The organism is Streptomyces sp. D2-8 (assembly GCF_023184515.1).
Taxonomy (GTDB): domain Bacteria; phylum Actinomycetota; class Actinomycetes; order Streptomycetales; family Streptomycetaceae; genus Streptomyces.
Genome location: NZ_JAAHBP010000004.1, coordinates 1 through 18,746 on the forward strand (window position 1 = coordinate 1; position 18,746 = coordinate 18,746).

Sequence of the window (18,746 nt, forward strand, 5' to 3'; positions counted from 1 at the left end):
CAGCTCAAACGCGCCATGTTCCTGTCCGCGTTCGCAGCCCTGCACGATCCCGCCTCCCGCACCTACTACGACAAATGCCGGGCCCGGGGCAAGACTCACACCCAGGCCCTCCTCCGCCTCGCCCGCCACCGCATCAGCGTCCTGTTCGCCATGCTCCGCGACGGCACCTTCTACGAACCACGCCTCCCCGAAGCAACCGCCGCATGACCAGCTCAGGCTTGACGAAAGACATAGAGGCACCCCCCCGCTTGCCCCGCACCGGCCCAACCGTCGGTCAGGGGCAGCGGAGTGCCGCGAGCGTCGGTCAGGACGTGGTGTTTCGAGCCCGGTCGTGCGCGGTCAACGGGGCTCGGGCTGACTTTTGGGCTGCTCCGCCCCGCTTGGCCTGCACGTGCGAGGCATCAACGGTGACACGGGAGAAGTCCAGGCGGTCCGCCGCACGAAGCCGGTCCAGCAGCACCCGCTGCAGTTCCTCCCACGCGCCGGCCTCCTGGCACTCGGCCAGCCGCCGCCAGCAGGTAGGACAGGAACCGAACCCCAACTCCTGCGGCAAGTAATCCCACTGGATCCCGGTGTAGAGAACGAAGAGCACACCGTGCAGCGTCTTGCGGTCATCGATCCGCTTGCGCCCAGGATGGCGGAACCGCCGCCGGACAGCCCCTCACCAAGATCTTCATCGACCTTCTAGACTAGGCCCTGTCCAGAATCTCCCGCAGCGCAGCAATCGCCGCCTGATCAACAGGCCCGCTGCGTCCAGCAGTTGTTCGCCATCCCACAAACCCGTCAGGCCGCACCAGAACCGCGCCTCCGGCCAACAGCCCGTACCTCCGCCGGAAGGACCCGTCCTGGTCCCACAACCGCGTCCCCCTTCCGATCCGCACGACCTTCAGCCCGACCCCCAGCCGCGTGGCTTCCCGCTCCACCGCCCCGGTCCACCGCCCCGCCACCTCGTCGACGAGCAGCGTGAACCCGTCGCCGAACAGGTCGATGACGGACACCGCTCCTTCGGGCCCGTCGAGTTGAAGATGCGGTGCCCGCGCCCCGGGCCGCGCCGAGGGGTGTGCGGGGTCCTCCACGCTCGTATCCGGCGCTCCGTCCTCCGTGTCGAATGCCCCGGAGCGGTAGCAGTACCCGAACGTCATGGTCGTCTCGTCCAACAGCTCCGCGGCGACCTCCTGGTACTGCCTGCCTTCCCGGACCGCGAACCGTAGCATCGCCTGCCGGACGGTTTCCTCGGCCACCGGCCGACGCTCGACGTCGTAGCTCTCCAGCAGTTTGGGGCCGGCCGTGCCGGAGAGCACCAGGGCCAGCTTCCAGGCCAGGTTGTACGCGTCCTGAATGCCGGTGCTGGCGCCGAACGCCCCGGTGGGCGGCATCACATGGGCAGCGTCGCCCGCGACGAACACGCGGCGGGTCGCGAAGGTGTCCGCCACGCGCGCGGAGATGTCCCAGGCGGGCACGTCCACCGACTCGATCTTCAACGGCAGGTCGGGCACCCCGACCGCGGCCCGCACCAGGGCGGTGCAGCGCTCCTCGGTGAAGTCCTCGACGCGCTGGCCCTGTTCGGGGAAGAAGGAGACGTTGATGACCCAGCGGCGGTCGTTGTCGAGGGGGATGATCGTGCCGCGCACCTCGGGGTTGTTGACGTACGCCGCGATGATCCGGCGGCCGCGCAGCGCCTCGGTCAGGTCGGCCTCGAAGAAGAAACTGACGAGGTTGGTTATGGTGCCCCGGCCGTGCGCGCCGATGCCCAGCATCTCGCGCAACGGGCTGCGGCTGCCGTCCGCCGCGATCACGTACTGGGCGTGGATCTCCGAACTCGATCCGGTGGACAGATCGGTGGTGCGGACCAGCACCCCGGGCCCGTCCTCGTCGTACTCCTCGATCGTGTCGACCCGGGTGGAGAAGCGGACGTCCGCGCCGGACTCGACGGCCCGCTCCCGCAGGATCGGCTCCAGCTGGTTCTGGTCGATCAGCGTCCACTGGGTGGGGCTGATCCGGCCGATGTCCTCCGGGGAGGCGTTGGGCATCCGTACGCGTTCCGCGCCGGCGAGGCTCTCGACGTGCACCAGGTCGGTGTTGCCGGAGATGGGGGAACGCCCGGCCCGCACCCGCTCCTCCATGCCGACCGCGCGGTACAGCTCCATCGTCCGCGGGTTGATGGCGCGGGCCTTGGGGTGGGTGGAGGTGTCGGGGTGGCGTTCCACCAAGGTGGCGGACACGCCGTGGTGGGCGAGGAAGACGGCCGCGGACAGTCCAGTCAGCCCGCCTCCGACGATGAGAACTGGGGTCCGGTGCGGCTTCATGCTGCCTCCTTGTGGGCGGTGACCAGGGTGTGGGTGCTGAGCATGGGCTGTGCGTCGCCGTCGGTGAAGCCGGCCCCGCGCAGCCAGGCCTGGCAGTCCGCGACCCGGTACTCGGAACCGTCGGGGCTGACCAGCCGCATGTGCAGGCTGCTGAGCAGCCGCTCCGGGTCGCTGCGGTCGTCGTCGATCATCCGGTCGTAGACGAGGACCGTGCCGCCGGGCCGCACCGCCTCGAAGACCCGGCCGAGCAGCTCGCGCCGCCGAGCGGTGTCGAAGCCGTGCAGGATGTGGCCGAGGACGACGACGTCGGCCTGCGGGATCAGGTCGGTGAAGAAGTCGCCGCCGGCGAAGGCGACCCGGTCGGTCAGGCCCAGGCCGCCGATGTGCTCGGTGAACAGCGGCCGGGTTCGCTCCAGGTCGAAGCAGGTCGCCTCCAGATGCGGGTGCGCCCGCACCAGTACCGCCGCGAGGTTGCCGCGCGCCCCACCGAGGTCGACGAACGAGGAGTGGCGGCCCCAGTCGAGGCGTCGGGCGAGTTCGGCGCCCATCCGGTCGCTGTACGCGTCGAGTCCGGCCAGGAACCGCTTCATCTTGGCGGGGTCCTTGTGCCGGTCTCCGACGAAGCCGCCCTTGTCCGGGTCGAGGTGCTGGGGCTCGCCGGAGCGCAGCGCCTCGGTGAGCCGGCCCCAGGTGCCGTACAGGGTCTCGTTGGTGAGCTCGACGAAGCCGCCGAGGTACGAGGAGGAGTCCGGCACAAGATAGGCCTGTGCCAGCGGTGAGTTGCGATAGCGGCCCTCCTCACGCTCCAGCAGCCCGAGACCGACGAGCGCGTCCAGGAAGTCCGGCACCATCCGGTGGTGGGTCCCGGTGCGCGCGGCGAGCTCGGCCGCGTCGGCGGGGCTGTCGGCGAGCGCGCCGAAAACGCCGAGCGTCACGGCGCTGTGCAGCACCTTGGCGGCGCAGTCGGCGATGGTCAGCCGGATCAGCGGTCCGGGGTCGACCGCCGGGGCCGCCTTGGGGTCTTCGGTCGTCGTCACACGAGCCTCCTGGTCTGCCTCTGCCTGTCCTACGGCTATGCAGTGCCGACGATGTCGGCGAGCCGTCGATTCGGGCTCGAAGGGCGCTGAAGGCCTGATGGCGGATGTACGAGAGCCGCCCTCCCGTGCGGGAGGGCGGCTCGCAGGCGGCAGGTGAAGAGAGGTCAGTTCCCTTCGGAGGCCGCCTCGTGACCCTGGTGGTCCTCACCGCGCAGCGGGAGGTTCTTCATCGTCAGGGCGGCCAGCAGGCCCAGGAGGAGGACCGGCACGGCGGTGAGGAACACGGGGGTGAGCGCGGCGGCGTACGACTGCTCCACGGCGTTGCGCACCGGCTCGGTGAGTCGGTCCAGTGTCTCGGTCGAGGACAGCGCGTCGGGGTCGATGCCGCGCAGCGCGTCCGCGGGCGTCCGGTCGGCGATCTCCTCGGTGAGCCGGTTGTAGAAGATCGAGGCGAATAAGGAGATGCCCACGGTGGTGCCCAGCTGCCGGGCGAAGGACACGGTGGCGTGGACCGCGCCGATGTCGTCGCGGGGCGCGGTGTTCTGCGCGGCCATGGTGAGGACCTGCATGTTCAGTCCGGCGGCGACGCCGAAGACCAGCATGTAGGCGATGACCACGGCACGGGAGGTCCCGGTGTCCATGGTGGCCAGCAGCAGCGCCCCCACGATGCCGATGGCCATGCTGAGCACGGGGTACCACTTGTAGCGCCCCGTCTTGCTGATCGCCGCGCCGCTGACGACGGAGGAGGCGACCAGGCCGAACATCATGGGCAGCAGCACCACACCGGACATGGTCGGGCTGGCGCCGGTCACCACCTGGATGTAGATCGCCAGGAAGTTGACCGAGCCGAGGAAGACGATGCCCGCCGCGACGCTCACCAGCACGCTGACGCTGAAGGTGGAGTCGCGGAACAGGTGCAGTGGGATGACGGGTTCGGCGGCCCGGCGCTCGGCGGCGACGAACCCCACGGCGAGCAGCACCGCTCCTGCGGCGAGCCCGAGGATCCGCCAGTCCAGCCACTCGTACTTCACTCCGCCCCAGCTCGCGGCCAGGGTGAGCGCGACGATCGCGGCGCTGAGCAGGACGAAGCCGGTGTAGTCGATGTGCGCGGAGCGGCCGACGCGGGGCAGGTGCAGACAGGTGGAGACCAGCACCAGGATCACGATGCCCACGGGCAGGTTGATCAGGAAGACCCAGTGCCAGCTCAGCAGGTCGGTGAGAGCACCGCCGACGGCGGGCCCGGCGAGCGCTGCGAGGGCGAAGACGATGCCGAAGAGGTTGAAGTACTTGGCGGCCTCGCGCGGGTTGAACAGCTCACCGATGATGGCGAGTACCGAGACGAAGAGGCCGCCGGCGCCGATGCCCTGCACAGTGCGGAACAGGATGAGCTGGTCCATGGACTGGGCGGCTCCGCTCAGCGCGGAGCCGGCGAGGAACACCGCGACGGCGATCAGGAAGATTTTCTTCCGGCCGAAGAGGTCGCCGAGCTTGCCGTAGACGGGCGTGGTGACGCTGGCGGCGATGATGTACGCGGTCGTCACCCAGGCGAACACGTCGAGACCGCCGAGGTCCCCGACGATGCGGGGCAGCGCGGTGGCCACGATCTGCGAGTCCAGCATGGCCAGGAAAACGGCCAGCAGGCAGGCGGTGATGACGGGTCGGATCCGGGTCTGGGGTGGGGAATCGACGGCGGTGAGCGGGCCGTCTGTCCCTGTGGTCCGGGAGGGCACAGTGATTCGCCTTTCGGGCTGGAGTGGGTGCCATCCCCGTCCCGCCGGCCGTGGTCGGCCCGCGTCGTCTGCGGTGTGGGATCCGTCAGGGGATTGCTGTGGACTGCGCCGTACGGCACGAGTGCACCTCGTGCCGCACGGCGGGTGGCCGGTCCTGAGCGGGGGATGATCGGGACCGGCCACGTCGGTCGGGAGGCGGCGGGTCGCCGGTCCCCGTCAGGGGACGAGGACGACCTTGCCGAGCTGGGCCCGGGCCTCCATCAGTTCGTGCGCCTTGACGGCCTCGTCGAGACCGAGCCGCTCGTGGACGACCGGGCGCACCTTGCCGGTGGCGATCATGTCGAGCAGGTCGCGCTGTCCCGCGGCGATGGCCTCGGGCTTGTTGTAGAGCATGGCGTACAGGGCGAATCCGGCCACGGTCTTCATCCGGCTGAGCATCAGCGGGTGGATGGGCTGGATGTCGCCGCTGGCCGAACCGTAGAAGACCAGCCGGCCGAACTGGGCGGTGAGGGCGACGCTCTTGGTGAGGATGTCGCCGCCGACGGTCTCCAGGACGACGTCCACGCCCTGGCCGTCGGTCGCGGCCCGGACCTGCTCGTCCCAGTCGTCGTCGGTGTAGTTGACGGTGACGTCGGCACCGAGGTCACGGACGAAGTCCAGCTTCGCCTGCGTACTGGCGGTGGCGATCACCTTGCCGGCGCCCATCGCCTTGGCGATCTGCACGGCAAGGTGGCCGACGCCCCCGGAGGCGGCGTCGATGAGGATCGACTCGCCGGGCCTGAGCTGACCGGATTCCTTGATGGCGTGATACGCCGTCTGGGCCGGGCTGGGCAGCAGGGTCGCCTCGGCGGCATCCATGGTGTCCGGGATGGTGATGGCCCAGGCGGCGTCGGCGGTCACATAGTCGGCGTAGGCGCTGTGGTCGACGTCGACGACGACACGGTCTCCGATGCTCAGGGTGGTGACGCCCTCGCCGAGTGCCTCGACGACGCCGGCGACATCGCCGCCGGGGGCGCCGGGCAACGTGGCGTGGCCACCGATCGGGATGCCCTGGCGGCGCTGGACCTCGGCGAACGTGACACCGACGGCCTCGGAGCGGATCAGCACTTCGCCCGGTCCGGGCTGCGGCTTCTCCGCCTCTTCGACACGCAGCACCGAGGGGGCGCCGTGCTCGTAGTGGCGGACGATTCGCATGGTGTTCTCCCAACTAGGAAGTGGTGTCGAGCCGCGGATGGTCGCCGCGCGGCTCCGCCCAGGGATCCGGGTTACATGATTGGATGATCGACAGCAATTATATGCCATCATGCATGCACTTGTCTATCGGCACATCAATGTCCCGACGCACTGGCCGAAAGAGGGTCAGGGAACGAGAACCACGCGGCCGAGCTGGGAGCGCGACTCCATCAGTTCGTGTGCGGCTGCAGCGTCCTTCAGCGGCAGCTCGGCGTGGACGACGGGACGGACCTTGCCGGAGGTCACCATGTCCAGCAGCTCCCGGGCGCCCTTGGCCATGACGTCCGGCTTCTCGCCCATCACGCCCCACATGCTGAAGCCCATGACGATGCGGTTGTCGAAGATGTCGCCGACCTCGATGGCCGGCAGCTCGCCGCCCGCCGCGCCGTACACCACCGTGCGCCCGAACGGGGCGGTGAGTTTCACGGACTTGGTGAGGATGTCCCCACCGACGGTCTCCAGGGCGGCGTCCACGCCCCGGCCTCCGGTCGCGGCGCGCACCTTCTCGTCCCAGCCGTCCTCGCCGTAGTCGACGGTGACGTCCGCGCCGAGCGAGGCGGCGAAGTCCAGCTTCTCCGCCCCGCGGGCCGCGGCGATGATCTGCCCCGCGCCGAGCGCCTTGGCCATCTGGACCAGCAGATGGCCGATACCGCCCGCAGCGGCGGTGATCAGTACGGACTCACCGGGCTGGAGCTTCGCTGCCGTGACGATCACGTGGTAGGCGGTCTGGCCGGGGATGGGCAGCGAGGTGGCCTGACCGGCGTCGATCCCCTCGGGGACGGCGAACAGCCAGTCGGCCTGGGTGATGACGTATTCGGCGTACCCGTCGGCGGCGACACCGGTGACCACCCGGTCACCGACATTCACCTGGTCGACGCCCTCGCCGAGCGCCTCGACGATGCCCGCGACATCGCCGCCCGGCGAGCCGGGGAGCGTGGCGGGACCGCCGACCGGGATGCCCTGACGGCGCTGGCACTCGGCGAAGTTGACCCCGACGGCCTCGGTGCGGATCAGCACCTGGCCAGGACCGGGGACGGGGGTGTCGGCCTCTTCCAGCACCAGCACCGAAGGGGCGCCGAACTCGTGGTGTCGGACGATGCGCATGGACGTACTCCTCTGTGTATTGCGTGCGTTACGGGGGTTTCAGTTACGGAGTCGAACCCGGATCAGGCCGGTGTGAGCTCGACGAGCGAGCGCACCGGTCCCAGGCCGACCACCCGGCGCAGGGCGAGCCCGGCCTTGGCCGCCAGCTCGCGCAGCTGCTCGGTGGTGCGCATCCGCCCGCCCAGATAGACGAGCATCCGCAGGTCCAGATCGGTCTGGTCGGTCTGGACGTCGAGCAGGCCTTCGAGGACCATGACCCGCCCGCCCGGACGGACGGCCTCGGCGCAGCGTCGAAGGATCTCGGCCGCCTGGTCGTCGGGCCAGTTGAGCAGGACGTTGGACAGCAGATACACGTCGCCGTCGGCGGGCAGCGGATCGAAGAAGCTGCCGACCACTGCTCGGCAGCGCTCCTGGAGGCCGGCGGCCGCGAAGTCCCGCTCGGCGGCCGCCGCGGGCCCCTCCAGGTCGAGCAGCGTCCCCCGCGCGCCCGGGGTGGCGCCGACCACGGCCGCGAGCAGGTCACCGCTCCCGCCGCCCACGTCGACGACATGCCGTACGGCCTGCCACTCGCCCCGGGCCAGCAGCTCGGGGACGACCCAGCGCATGCTCGCCGCCATTCGCCGGGCGAAGGACTCCGTCAGGGCGCCGTCCGACTCGACGTCCGTCCAGAACTCCCGCCCGTACAGGGCGGAGTAGACGGGGGCGCCTGAGCGCACGGCGTCGAGCAAGCGGAACACCGCGGTCTCGCCCCGGCCGGTCGGGCCGTCCAGGCGGAGCCAGTCACGGCCCGACTCCGGGACGTCGTCGCGCAGCAGGGCACCGAGCTCGGTCGGTTCGTAACCGCCTTCGGGGAGCGGGCGGTAGATTCCGGCGTTCACCAGGTGGCCGAGGAGCCGGCCCAGCGCGGCCGCGTCCACGTCCGCCTCCTGGGCCAGCGTCTCGACCGTGACCGCTCCGGCGGCCATGTGGTCCGAGAGGCCGAGGGTGGCGGCCACTCTGATGGCCATGGGAGTGATCAGGTCGCTCTTCTCCAGTAACTCCTGCGACCAGGGGGGATTGCTCACTTCGTCCTCTCTCATGTGCACAAACGCTGTGGGGGGAGGTGGGGCAGATCCGCACGAGGGCGTGTAGAGCTGACCTGTCGTCAGGCGGTGCCGAACCAGGTGGTGACGGCCGTGGTCAGGGACTCCCGCAGTTCCGCCTGAGGCATGTCCCGGTCCGCGGCCCAGGCCACATAACCGTCGGGGCGGACCAGCAGCCCGGCCAGCTGCGGCTCCTCGGCGCACTCCGCCCGGACGTGCTGGAGCCGGCCGGCCCAGGAGACGCCCGCCGCCCACTTCTCGTGGACCTGACCGATCTGCCTGTCGCCGGTCAGGTCGAGCAGCAGACCGGTGCCGCGCTTCAGGTACTTGGGGAGGGGCCTGACACCGTCCTCGGTCTTCAGCTCCAGGTCGCGGGCGAAGTCACCGAGCAGCCGGTGCTCGGGGCCGTCGATCGGGTAGCGGACGGTGACGCCGCTGAGCATCTCGGCGAGGTACCGGTTCACCTGTTCCTGGCGCATGAGGTCGGTGAACAGCTCGCGCAGCGGGGTGACATACGGGTCTGGGTTCATCAGCGCGATCTGGGCACGGGTGTTGGCCAGCACCTTGCGGGCCGGCGCCTGGCGCTCGCGGTCGTAGCTGTCGAGCAGGCCCTCGGGAGCCCAGCCGTGCACCTCCGCGGCGAGCTTCCAGCCGAGGTTGAAGGCGTCCTGAAGGCCGAGGTTGACGCCCTGGCCGCCGACGGGGAAGTGGGTGTGGGCGGCGTCGCCCGCGACCAGCAGCCGGCCCTCACGGTAGCGGTCGGCCTGGCACGCGGAGTCGGTGAAGACGGAGAGCCAGCGCGGGGAGTGCGCCCCGAGGTCGCTGCCCCAGATCTCGCGCAGGCTCGCGGTCAGCTCGTCCAGGGTGAGTTCCGCGCCCGGCTCCCGTTCAGCCGCGAAGTCGAACGTGGACACCCGGTGGTAGGTGTCGTCGAGCGGCACGCAGAACAGCAGGCCGCGTTCGGTGCGCTCCATGCCCATGGGGGCGTTCTCACGGTCGGCGAGGATGACGTCGCCGAGCCGGGCGGTGACCCTGCCGCCGGTGCCGGGGAAGGCGATGCCGGCCTCCCGGCGGACAAGGCTGCGCCCGCCGTCGCAGCCCACGGCGTACCGGGCGCGCAGGGTGTACGAGCCGCCGGGGCCGGACACCTCGGCCTCGACGCCGTCGACGTCCTGGCGTATCGCGGTGACCTCGTGACCGCGCCGGATCTCGGCGCCGAACTCGGCGGCGCGCTCCTCCAGCAGGCGCTCGGTCCTGGTCTGCTCGGAGAGCAGGGCGTAGCCGTGCGCGCTGTCGAGGGTGGAGAAGTCGACCCACTCGTCGAGGCCGGCGAAGTGCCCGTTGTTCCAGGAGCGGGCGCCCTCGCGGAACCGTTTGAGCAGGCCGCGCCGGTCGAGGGACTCCAGGGAGCGGGCGTGCAGTCCGAAGGCCTTGGAGTGTGGGGTGCGCTCGGACAGTCGTTCGAGCACTACGGCACGGACGCGGGAGATGCGGAGCTCCGCGGCGAGCAGCATGCCGACGGGGCCGCCGCCGACGATGAGCACGTCGAACTCGACGTCGGTGTCGTAGGTGATCTCGTAGTCACGGTCGGACGTCTCGGTGGACATGGGTTGCCCCTCTGTGGATAGTCGCTAGATGTTAGCTATCAAGTATATGCTTTACGTCATGCAGTGGATTGCGAGCATACAGATGCTCGTCTGCGGTTATCAACTCGCTTAGAATGCGTACATGGACACTTCGACTCAGCCCCAGCCGCGGGCAGCGGATCTGCTCGACGCTGTCGGCCCCGCCTTCTCCCGACTGCGGCGCGCGCAGGCGCTGAACGTGGAGAAGCAGGTGTCCCGCAAGGACTTCACCAGGACGCTGGTCCTCAACATCGTTCAGGACGGGCCCGACGAGGAGGGCCAGGAGATCACCGTCGGGGTCGTGGGCGAGCGCCTCGCCGTCGACCCCTCCGTGGCGAGCCGAATGGTCTCCGACTGCATCACGGCCGGCTATCTGATCCGCGCGGCCTCCCAGCGCGACGGCCGCCGTACGATCCTCCAGCTCACCCCTGAGGGGCACGAGACGCTCGCCCGCTTCCGCCGCCACCAGCGCGCGGCCTTCGAGCGCATCACCCAGGACTGGCCGGAGGAGGAACGCCTGGAGTTCGCGCGCCTGCTCATCAAGTACGTCGACTCCGTGAGCGAGTTGCAGCACGACCCGGGCTCCGCCTGACCGTCCGGCGCACCGCCGGACCTGCATCGGGTCCGCGACCCGGCCCTCCGCCGGGCCCACGGGAAAGGGCCCGCGGCGACGAGCGCCACGGACCCCGACCCGCTACCTCGTCCCCGTACGGGATTCCCGCACGAGAACCCTCCGCAGTACCGCCGACAGCATCGCGGTCTCCTCGCCCCCGGGGCCCGCACCCCTGGACCGCCACGCGACGACACCGTCCGGCCGTACCAGCACCGCGCCTTCGGGCCGCAGACCGCCGTAGCGCTCGGGCCAGGTGCCGTCCGGGTCTGCCAGCGTGCCCGCCCCGCCACCCGTGCCCGGCACCACCCGGCGTGCCATGAGTTTCAGGCCCAGCTCGGCGGAGGCGGAGGCGGCGGCCGACATCCACTCGCGGCCGTGCTCCCCGGCCAGCAGCACGAAGGTCTCCCCGAAGAGGTCGAGCGTGGAGACGGGTTCGCCGCCTCGCGACAGCACCGCATACGGCGCCCGGGTCCCCGGCGCCCCGCGCAGCGCCCGCGGATCGGAGGAGACCGGAAGGTCCGCGCCACCGGGCTCCTCGACGACCGCGGCGGAGCGGTACGCCTGGCCCGACGTCACCGTCACCGCGTCCGCGACGGCGGCCCGCTGCTCCGGGGTAGCGGTTCCGGATCGCAGGGCGAGCTGGAGGGAGCCCTGCTCGGCCGTGTAGACCGCCACAGGCCGCCGCTCGGCGTCGTACGTCTCCACGAGCCCGGCCCCCGCAACGCCACCGACCACCAGGGCGAGCTTCCAGGCGAGGTTGTGGGCGTCGGCGATACCGGTGTTGGCTCCGTAGCCCCCGGTCGGCGGCACCACATGCGCCGCGTCCCCGGCGAGCAGCACCCGCCCGTGCACGAAGCCCTCGGCCACCTGCTCCGCCATGTCCCAGGGGAAGCGGGAGCGGATCGTCACCTCGACATCGGGCGCTCCGATGGCGGCGCCCACCAGCTCGGCACAGCGGGCGTCCGTGAAATCCTCCAGGCTCTCGCCGTCCTCGGGCCGGTACCCGACGATCAGCGTGCCCCCGGTCAGCGTGTCGTCATGCACGAGAATGCCCGAAACCTGGGGATTCTTCACATGGACCACGCTGTAACGGCGCTCCCCCAGCACCGGGCGCAGATCCGCGCCGAACGCGATGCTCACATGACGGGACAGCACCCCGCGCCCGTGCCAGGGCACCTTCAGAGCCTCCCGCACGGTACTTCGCGGCCCGTCACAGGCCACCAGATAGGAGCTGCGGAAGGTACGGGTGCCGCCGGCGCCGTCACCGAGGACGGCGGTCACCCCCTCCGGGCCCTCCGCGAAGGACAACAGCTCCGTTCCGAACCTGAGGTCGGCGCCGAGCTCCTCGGCGCGGTCCCGCAGCAGCGGCTCCAGCCGGTCCTGCGGCAGCAGGAGCAGCCGGGACGGTGTGAGGTCGCCCAGCTCGTCGTCGCCCTCCAGCTCCTCCTTGCTGAACAGCACGTCACCCGCCAGCGAGGTCACCCCGGCACGGGTGCGGTGCGTGGCGAACCCTGCGGCCTCCCGTACGGCGGCGTCCTCGACGCCGGCCTGCCGCAGCAACTCCCCGGTCCGGGGGTAGTAGCCGACAGCCCTCGGATGGATGGAAGTGCCCGGATGGCGCTCCACCAGGGTGCAGCGGACCCCGTGCCGGGCGAGGAACACAGCGGTGGACAGCCCGACGAGGCTGCCGCCGACGATCAGTACGGGTGCGCTGTCGGAAGCGGAAGTCATCACAACGTCCCTCTCTCGGTCCTCGGAACGGACATCGGGCCTGCTCACGGCGTCGGCAGTCCGGCCTTGCCCAGCGCCAGGTAGTCCACGACCTCCCAGTGCTCGGCGACCTTTCCGCGCTCGATCCGGAACTGGTCGCAGGTGCGCATCTCCAGGGGCAGCCCAGAGGGGCCGCCCCCGCTCCACGCGCCGGTGAGCGTGCCGGTCCAGGTCACGAAGACCATCACCCGGTCGTCGGCGGCGACGATGTGGTCCACGGTGGTGACCAGGTCGGGAAAGGCGGCGATGTTGTCCGCGAAGAACGCCTTGAACGCGTCGAGCCCGTCCGGCACGGCGTCCGTACGCATGTTGTGGTGCCGGTAGTCCTGGTGGTAGTAGCGCTCGGCCAGGTCCAGCCGGTGCTCGCTGAACACGTCGCGGTACGCGCCGAGCACCAGCTCCGCGTTGGCCCGCTCGGTCTCGCTGTGCGGGCCGTGCAGACCGGGGGCGGCCGGCTGACCGCTCCGCTCCGGCCCGCCGTCCACGCCGTGCGCGGCGAGCACGTCCCGGTCCACCACGTTCCAGTGCTCGTCGACCCTGCCGTCCCTCAAGCGGTACAACTCGGCGGTGTGCAATCGGAGTTCGCTTCCCGAGGCGGTGCGTCCGGTCCAGGTCGCGAAGAGCATCACCCGGTCGTTGTCGGCCACCAGGTGGTCGATCTCCGCGTGCAGCGCCGGGAAATCACGGTCCGAAGTCCGCCAGTCCGCCGGGTCGTGCTCGACGCAGTCGGCGTGGAAGAAACGGCCCGCCTCCTCGAAGCGGCGCTCGCGGTAGAGCGTCCCGTACAGCTCGCGGACCAGCTCGGCGTTCTGCGTGCGCTGCCCGGCGGGGGTCACGATGGTCATGGGTTCCTCTCGGCTCGGCTCTTGATCAGGGGGAGGGTCAGGGTGAGGTGACCGCTCAGGCCTTGAGCGCGTACGTCGACCAGTGGGAGTCGGTCTCGAAACCGAGCTTGTGGTTGAGCGCGACCACGGCGGTGTCGGCGGTGTCGTTGAAGACCTGGGCCAGCGCCAGACGGCTGTTCTCCCGGGCCGCCCCGAGCAGCAGCTCGGCCTTCAGCCAGGTGGCGAGACCACGCCGCCGGTGCTCCGGTAGCACCAGCGTCTCGCCGACGTCCGCCATCGGACTGTTCCGCGTGAACAAGGTGGCGTACGCGACGATCGCGCTGCCGTGCTCGGGCAGCGCCGCCACCACGTGGGGCACGTGCCCGGCCCGCTCTGCTTCGGCCTCCCGCGCCCGTACGTCATCGGCTGAGGGACGCCGCACCCGGGCCTGGCCGTTGACCCGCTCCTCCAGCGCGAGCCAGGCCCGCGCGTAGGACTCCACCAGGTCGGCGGGGCAGGGCCCCTGCCACGCCACCAGCCGGTACCCGGGCACTGGCCGGGTCACCACGGCCTCCAGCACCGCACGCGCGGGGCCGGCCAGGCGCAGCCGGTTGCGCACGCTCTCGCCGATCAGCTCCGCACCGAGCTCCGCTGCGAACCGCTCACCGGGCACCCCCCGGGGAGCGTCGGCCAGCAGCAGGCCCCGTCCCCGCTCCCTGAGCGCCGCCAGCCCCGCGGCCGCCAGCGCCCGCCCGGCACCACGCCGCCGGAAGCCGGGAAACACCCACAGCGAACCGTGGCCAGGGCCACCCGGATCCCCCAGGTCGAGCCCGAGCTTCAGCACACCGGCCGGCGTGCCGCCGTCGAACGCGGCGAGCACGATCCGCTCCGTCCCGTGCCGCCGCTGGAACAACCGCGCCAGCAGCGCCTCCGTCACCGGCGGATCACCGGGCAGCTCCAGACTCATGGTCTCCCGGAACCCGGGAAGCAGCGCGGCGATGGTCGCCGGCTCATCGCCGTCGAGGCTACGAATCTCCATGCCCACACGGTGGCCCGCCCCTCTCGAAACGCCGTCGAGGACAACTCGACACCGGCGCGGGCACCGGCGCGGAAAGGGACGAGCCCCGCCGCGCTCCACCATCCCTGGAATGCGGCGGCCCGGTACTACGGCGGGCGCTGACCGGACCCGTCAAGCGCCGCCCGTCACGCGGAGCGTCTCGCCGTTGGTGTTGCCGTTGGCGGCCGAGCCGAGGAAGACGACGGCCCGGGCCACGTCCTCGGGCGCGGACATCCGACCCGACGGCAACGTCCTGCCCTTCTCCTCCAGGAAGCCCGGGGGCACGTGCGCCCGTACGGTCTCGGTGCTGGTCTGGCCCGGCACCACCATGTTGACCAGGATCCCGTCGGACCCCAGCTCCCAGGCAAGGCTCCGCATCAGTCCGAAGAGCGCGGACTTGCCCGCGCCGTAGGCACCCGCCCCGGCCTTGCCGGTGTCCGCGAGGCCCGCGCCCAGCAGCACCACCCGGCCCCACGGCCGCGAGCGCATCCACGGCAACACCGCCTGCAGCGTGTGGAACACGGCATCGACGGACGTTCGCAGCACCTCCTGCCACTGCTTCGCCGGTACGTCCTCGAAGCGCGGCACCGGCTGCCCGGGCCGCGGGATCGCCTCGCTCCAGACCACCGCGTTGGCCACCAGCACGTCGATGCCGCCCCACTCCTCGGCGACCCGCCCCACCGCGTCCCGTATACACCGCTCGTCCGCGAGGTCGTAGCGCACCACCAGCGGTGTGCCGCCCGCCTCGGTCACCAGCCGCGCCGTCTCCCGGGCCCCGTCCTCATTGCTGTGATACGTGATCGCGACCCTGGCCCCCTCTTCCCCGTACGCCACGGCCGTCGCCCGGCCGATGCCCGAGGAGGCGCCGGTGACCAGCACCACCTTGTTCCGCAGATCCGTCCTCATGACTCCACCTCGGTCGTCGGGGCACGGTGGCCGATGCTCTGCGCGTGCCGGAAGAAGTCCTCCGGGTCGTAGTCCCGCTTCACCGCGCGCAGCCGGAGACGGTTCGCGCCGAAGTACTCCGTCTCCCAGTCCCCGCCCACCCGCGAGCTGGGGAAGTTGATGTACGAGCCGCAGGAGAGGGGCACGAGGGCCGCCGCCGCACGGTCGGCCAGCGCGGTCAGCCGCGCCGGCGCAGCCGGATCCTCGGCCACCTCACGACAGGCGAACTGATAACCGATCAGGAACCTCGCGTCCCGGTGCGGGTAGGCCGTCGCGGTGCTCGGCACCCGGCTCGCCACACCACCCAGCGCGATGCACAGCAGATAGCGCTCCTGGCCCACCGCGTCGAGCGCGGGTCCCCAGGCGTCGAGCAGCGCCGCCGACTCCGCCCGGGTCGCGGCCCGGCCGGTCAGCCGATAGCTCTGCCGGGTGTACGGATGCCGATGCCCCTCGGCCTCGGGACCGGTTCCCGTACGACGGCACTGTGCCACCGACTTCGAGCCGCACAGCGCCTCGTGCATCACCTCGGCGTAACCGCCCCGCGCACCGACGGTCCTGCTCAACGGCTTGCTCCCGGCCCGTTCCGCGAGCTCGTCCAGCCCGGCCCGCAGCGCCTCGTCCGTGCCCAGGTGCACCCCCCAGACCCGGACCACGGGACGCCCGCCGGGTCCGAACATGCCCGGCAGCACCACCAGCGAGGTGCCGAGCTCGTCGGGGCCGTCGACGGCCCACTCCTGCCAGGCCGTCAGCACATCCACCGCGTCGTCGTACGCCCACAGCGTCTCGAAGCCGGTCATCGCGGGCGCGTCGATCGAGCGCACCTCGAACTCCGTGACCACCCCGAAGGTGCCTCCGCCGCCACCGCGCAGCGCCCAGTACAGATCGGGCTCCTCGGTGGGCGAGCAGCGCACGGTCCTGCCGTCCGCGAGCACCACGCGCGCCGCAATGACCCGGTCGCTGCCCAGCCCGAACCTCCGCGTCTGCCAGCCGATCCCGCCGCCGGTCAGGAATCCGCCCGCGGCCACCGTGGGAAACGTCCCGGTGACGATCTGCCGCCCCTGGGTCCGCAGGGCGTCCAGCGCGTCCAACGACTGGACGCCCGCCCCAAGCCGCACCACGGGACCCTCGGCCTCGGCGTGGTTCATCCGGGACAGGTCGACGACCAGCCCCTCACCGGTCGACCAGCCGTTGAAGCTGTGACCGCCGCCCCGGACGTGCAGCCGCACCCCCTCCTCCCGGGCGTGGCGCACGCACAGCGCGACATCCCGCTCGGAGGCGCAGTACGCGACGGCGTACGGCTCGATCGTGTCGTACTCGGTGTTCTGGAGCTGTCGGGCCAGAGCGAAGCTCGCCTCGTCCGGCAGAACCAGGTCCCCGACGAGCCGGTCCCGCAGCGCCGCCGCCCGCATCAGTCGTCGATGCCGAACTTGCTCGCGGTCACCTTGGAGCCGGCGTGCCCGCGCAGCTTGGTGCCCTGCGGGTCGAAGAACTCGGCGCCGCCGGTGCCCTGCCACTCGGTGTTCGAGACGAACTCGCCCGACACCCGCACATGCGCCTCCCCCACATGATTGCCCTCGGGATCGGCGGCCAGGATGTGGAAGCCGTACTCGAAACTGTCCGGGCCCGTGGCACGCCAGGTGCCCATGCCGATGTTCTTCGTGTTGAGCTGGGTGGAGACGACCGAGCCGTCCGCCGAGAAACAGACGAGCCCGGGAACGGCCTTCCCGTCGTCGTCCAACTGCGTGGTCCAGGTGCCGACCAGCCGTGTGTCGCTCATCACAGATCTCCTCGATGCTCGGGGGAACTGGGGGAGTGGGATGTCCCGGCCAGGCTTACGGCCGCCTCTCAAGACCCGCTCGAGACGTCCTGTAGCTGGACGGCTCCTCCTGCGGCGGACGGCACTGGGGTCCGAACTCCGGCAGCCAGAGCGCGGCCACATGCATGGACCCGAGCGCCACCAGGGCCTGGTATGACGGCCGCAGGAGGAAACGCACGAGCCCTCGCCACAGTGCGCCCAGGGCGGTGCCGCGGGGCGGGGTGACGATCTTGTCGGGATGCCCCTCGGGCAGGAACTCCGGATTGAAGGGACGAAGGGACACGGCACTCCTAGGTGTCGATGCACGAAGTCGTCAAGCAGCGCGGACGGCCATTTCCACACCGCCGTCGATGGGAAGGGGCAGCGACACGTAGCCGCTGCCGGAAGACCGGACGTGGGCGAGAAACCCCGCGCACAGCGACTGCAGGTCCCGCACACCGTGAGCCACCACCATCGCGCCTGGCAGCATCCGGGGCTCCACCAGCTTCAGCAGCGGGAGGAAAGACTCCGGCGGGCCGGCGAGCAGCAGCAGATCGACAGGCCCCGGGACGGTCGCCTGCAACCGCTCGGGACCGCCCACCCGCACCTCCGCGTACTGTCCGAGTCCGGCCTTCTCGACCGCCGCCGCGGCGGCCTGGGCGCGGACCATGTCCGGTTCGCAGCAGATGACCCGGCCGTGCCCGTTCTCGCTCATCGCCGCCGCGAGCCTGGCGGTGAACGACTCGTACAGGCATCCGATCTGAAGCACATTGAGCGGTCCGGCCGCCAGCACCAGCTGCCGGAGGAGGATTCCGGTGGCGGCTTCGACGGAAGGCACGGCGGAGCATTCGGTGGAATAAGCGGCGTTGGGCATGTGGAACTCCCCGTCACGAGGCTCGAGACATTCGAGGTCGCTCGACCCGAGCGTGACAAATACCCGCCCTCACGGGCGACCGCCCTGGATGCCTTCCCGAGCGAGGCTTCAGCCGCGCCCCAGGCTTACAACGGCCGTGCGGTGGGCGTGCGTTCGACGACACCGCCTGATCGCACATGCCGGGCTGGTCCCCACGATCCGGTTGGCCGAGTGGTGCGGGCCGGCCGCTCTGGTGGCCTGCGCTTCCAGATGCCCGCCGTCGCGCACCGGCGACGGGTCGTATGCTGCTGGTGCTCTCGCTGCTCCGTGCTCGAACATCACGGCCTACAAGGACAAGCTCATGCCCGAGGACCGCGGCGGGCTGCGCGGCGGGGCCGGCTGGAGCCAGGACCACCTCGGCTACGGCACGCTGACCTACACCGGGACCCGGAGCGCGGGCGCCGCACGCGAAGCCAGGACGGCGGACGACGCCTCGGGCAGCGCGGCCGGCGGCGGGGCCTCGGCCCTCCTCGGGGGTCTGCTCCTGCTCCGGACGACGTGCGGCTTCGCCCTGCTCGCCTGGACGACCGGGCCCCACGGCCGAGGCCGGTCTCGGACAGCGGGCCGAAGGCACCCCCTGTGCCGTGCGGTGTGCGGTCGCATGCCCGCCCGGGCGGGTCCCGTGCCTCTGCCCCTCGTCGCCGCCCTGGCGCATTGACACTGCCGAGCAGCGCATGCGCCGAGCCTTCGCCCGGGGCAGAGCCACTGCTTA

The 18,746-nt window shown here is 71.1% G+C and carries 17 protein-coding genes and 2 pseudogenes; 3 read left to right on the top strand and 16 right to left on the bottom strand.

The genetic code is table 11. The features are described from left to right. Positions 1 to 207, top strand: a pseudogene (locus G3I77_RS10955) (IS110 family transposase); the annotation flags it as partial. Here the strand turns inward: G3I77_RS10955 and G3I77_RS10960 are convergent. The 8 genes and pseudogenes from G3I77_RS10960 to G3I77_RS10995 all read right to left on the bottom strand — a co-directional run. Next, a pseudogene (locus G3I77_RS10960) lies at positions 155 to 649 on the bottom strand (transposase); the annotation flags it as partial. The pseudogenes G3I77_RS10955 and G3I77_RS10960 overlap by 53 nt on opposite strands. A 40-nt stretch (positions 650 to 689) precedes the next feature. Then, positions 690 to 2,402 (bottom strand): FAD-dependent oxidoreductase, encoded by a 1,713-nt coding sequence (locus G3I77_RS10965; RefSeq protein WP_374385386.1) that lies wholly within the window; start codon positions 2,400 to 2,402, stop codon positions 690 to 692. Then, complete coding sequence (locus tag G3I77_RS10970) at positions 2,303 to 3,343, bottom strand: acetylserotonin O-methyltransferase (RefSeq protein ID WP_248502684.1); 1,041 nt, start codon at positions 3,341 to 3,343, stop codon at positions 2,303 to 2,305. Before G3I77_RS10970 ends, G3I77_RS10965 begins: the two co-directional genes overlap by 100 nt. A gap of 164 nt (positions 3,344 to 3,507) precedes the next feature. Beyond that, positions 3,508 to 5,073 (bottom strand): MDR family MFS transporter, encoded by a 1,566-nt coding sequence (locus G3I77_RS10975; protein ID WP_248502685.1) that lies wholly within the window; start codon positions 5,071 to 5,073, stop codon positions 3,508 to 3,510. Between the two features lie 216 nt (positions 5,074 to 5,289). Continuing rightward, positions 5,290 to 6,267 carry a zinc-binding dehydrogenase gene (locus G3I77_RS10980; protein ID WP_248502687.1) on the bottom strand — a complete coding sequence of 326 codons (978 nt, stop codon included), beginning with the start codon at positions 6,265 to 6,267 and terminating at the stop codon, positions 5,290 to 5,292. 165 nt (positions 6,268 to 6,432) lie between these two features. After that, on the bottom strand, positions 6,433 to 7,410 hold the full coding sequence (locus G3I77_RS10985) for a zinc-binding dehydrogenase (RefSeq protein ID WP_248502689.1): 978 nt from the start codon (positions 7,408 to 7,410) through the stop codon (positions 6,433 to 6,435). 62 nt (positions 7,411 to 7,472) lie between these two features. Next, positions 7,473 to 8,489, bottom strand: coding sequence for a methyltransferase (locus G3I77_RS10990; RefSeq protein ID WP_248502691.1), 1,017 nt, complete (start codon positions 8,487 to 8,489; stop codon positions 7,473 to 7,475). Between the two features lie 65 nt (positions 8,490 to 8,554). Further along, positions 8,555 to 10,099 carry an FAD-dependent monooxygenase gene (locus G3I77_RS10995; protein ID WP_248502693.1) on the bottom strand — a complete coding sequence of 515 codons (1,545 nt, stop codon included), beginning with the start codon at positions 10,097 to 10,099 and terminating at the stop codon, positions 8,555 to 8,557. 121 nt (positions 10,100 to 10,220) lie between these two features. Here G3I77_RS10995 and G3I77_RS11000 point away from each other — a divergent pair, with 121 nt between their 5' ends. Continuing rightward, positions 10,221 to 10,709, top strand: coding sequence for a MarR family winged helix-turn-helix transcriptional regulator (locus G3I77_RS11000; RefSeq protein ID WP_248502695.1), 489 nt, complete (start codon positions 10,221 to 10,223; stop codon positions 10,707 to 10,709). 102 nt (positions 10,710 to 10,811) lie between these two features. Here G3I77_RS11000 and G3I77_RS11005 read toward each other — a convergent pair whose 3' ends face one another. The 8 genes from G3I77_RS11005 to G3I77_RS11040 all read right to left on the bottom strand — a co-directional run bounded on the left by G3I77_RS11005 (position 10,812) and on the right by G3I77_RS11040 (position 17,995). Beyond that, positions 10,812 to 12,461, bottom strand: a complete 1,650-nt coding sequence (locus G3I77_RS11005) for an FAD-dependent oxidoreductase (RefSeq protein ID WP_248502698.1) — start codon at positions 12,459 to 12,461, stop codon at positions 10,812 to 10,814. 44 nt (positions 12,462 to 12,505) lie between these two features. Continuing rightward, positions 12,506 to 13,345 (bottom strand): ester cyclase family protein, encoded by an 840-nt coding sequence (locus tag G3I77_RS11010; RefSeq protein ID WP_248502700.1) that lies wholly within the window; start codon positions 13,343 to 13,345, stop codon positions 12,506 to 12,508. Positions 13,346 to 13,400: 55 nt separating this feature from the next. Continuing rightward, on the bottom strand, positions 13,401 to 14,363 hold the full coding sequence (locus tag G3I77_RS11015) for a GNAT family N-acetyltransferase (protein WP_248502701.1): 963 nt from the start codon (positions 14,361 to 14,363) through the stop codon (positions 13,401 to 13,403). Positions 14,364 to 14,513: 150 nt separating this feature from the next. After that, on the bottom strand, positions 14,514 to 15,287 hold the full coding sequence (locus tag G3I77_RS11020; protein ID WP_248502702.1) for an SDR family NAD(P)-dependent oxidoreductase: 774 nt from the start codon (positions 15,285 to 15,287) through the stop codon (positions 14,514 to 14,516). Further along, complete coding sequence (locus G3I77_RS11025; RefSeq protein ID WP_248502703.1) at positions 15,284 to 16,735, bottom strand: FAD-binding oxidoreductase; 1,452 nt, start codon at positions 16,733 to 16,735, stop codon at positions 15,284 to 15,286. Before G3I77_RS11025 ends, G3I77_RS11020 begins: the two co-directional genes overlap by 4 nt. After that, on the bottom strand, positions 16,735 to 17,103 hold the full coding sequence (locus G3I77_RS11030) for a hypothetical protein (protein ID WP_248502705.1): 369 nt from the start codon (positions 17,101 to 17,103) through the stop codon (positions 16,735 to 16,737). Before G3I77_RS11030 ends, G3I77_RS11025 begins: the two co-directional genes overlap by 1 nt. Positions 17,104 to 17,158: 55 nt before the next feature. Next, positions 17,159 to 17,425: a hypothetical protein gene (locus G3I77_RS11035; RefSeq protein ID WP_248502707.1), complete on the bottom strand. Its 267-nt coding sequence runs from the start codon at positions 17,423 to 17,425 to the stop codon at positions 17,159 to 17,161. 30 nt (positions 17,426 to 17,455) lie between these two features. Continuing rightward, on the bottom strand, positions 17,456 to 17,995 hold the full coding sequence (locus tag G3I77_RS11040) for an O-methyltransferase (protein WP_248502709.1): 540 nt from the start codon (positions 17,993 to 17,995) through the stop codon (positions 17,456 to 17,458). Positions 17,996 to 18,335: 340 nt separating this feature from the next. On the opposite strand from G3I77_RS11040, the gene G3I77_RS11045 reads away from it, so the two are divergent. Continuing rightward, on the top strand, positions 18,336 to 18,692 hold the full coding sequence (locus G3I77_RS11045) for a hypothetical protein (protein ID WP_248502712.1): 357 nt from the start codon (positions 18,336 to 18,338) through the stop codon (positions 18,690 to 18,692). The last annotated feature ends 54 nt before the right edge of the window (positions 18,693 to 18,746 follow it).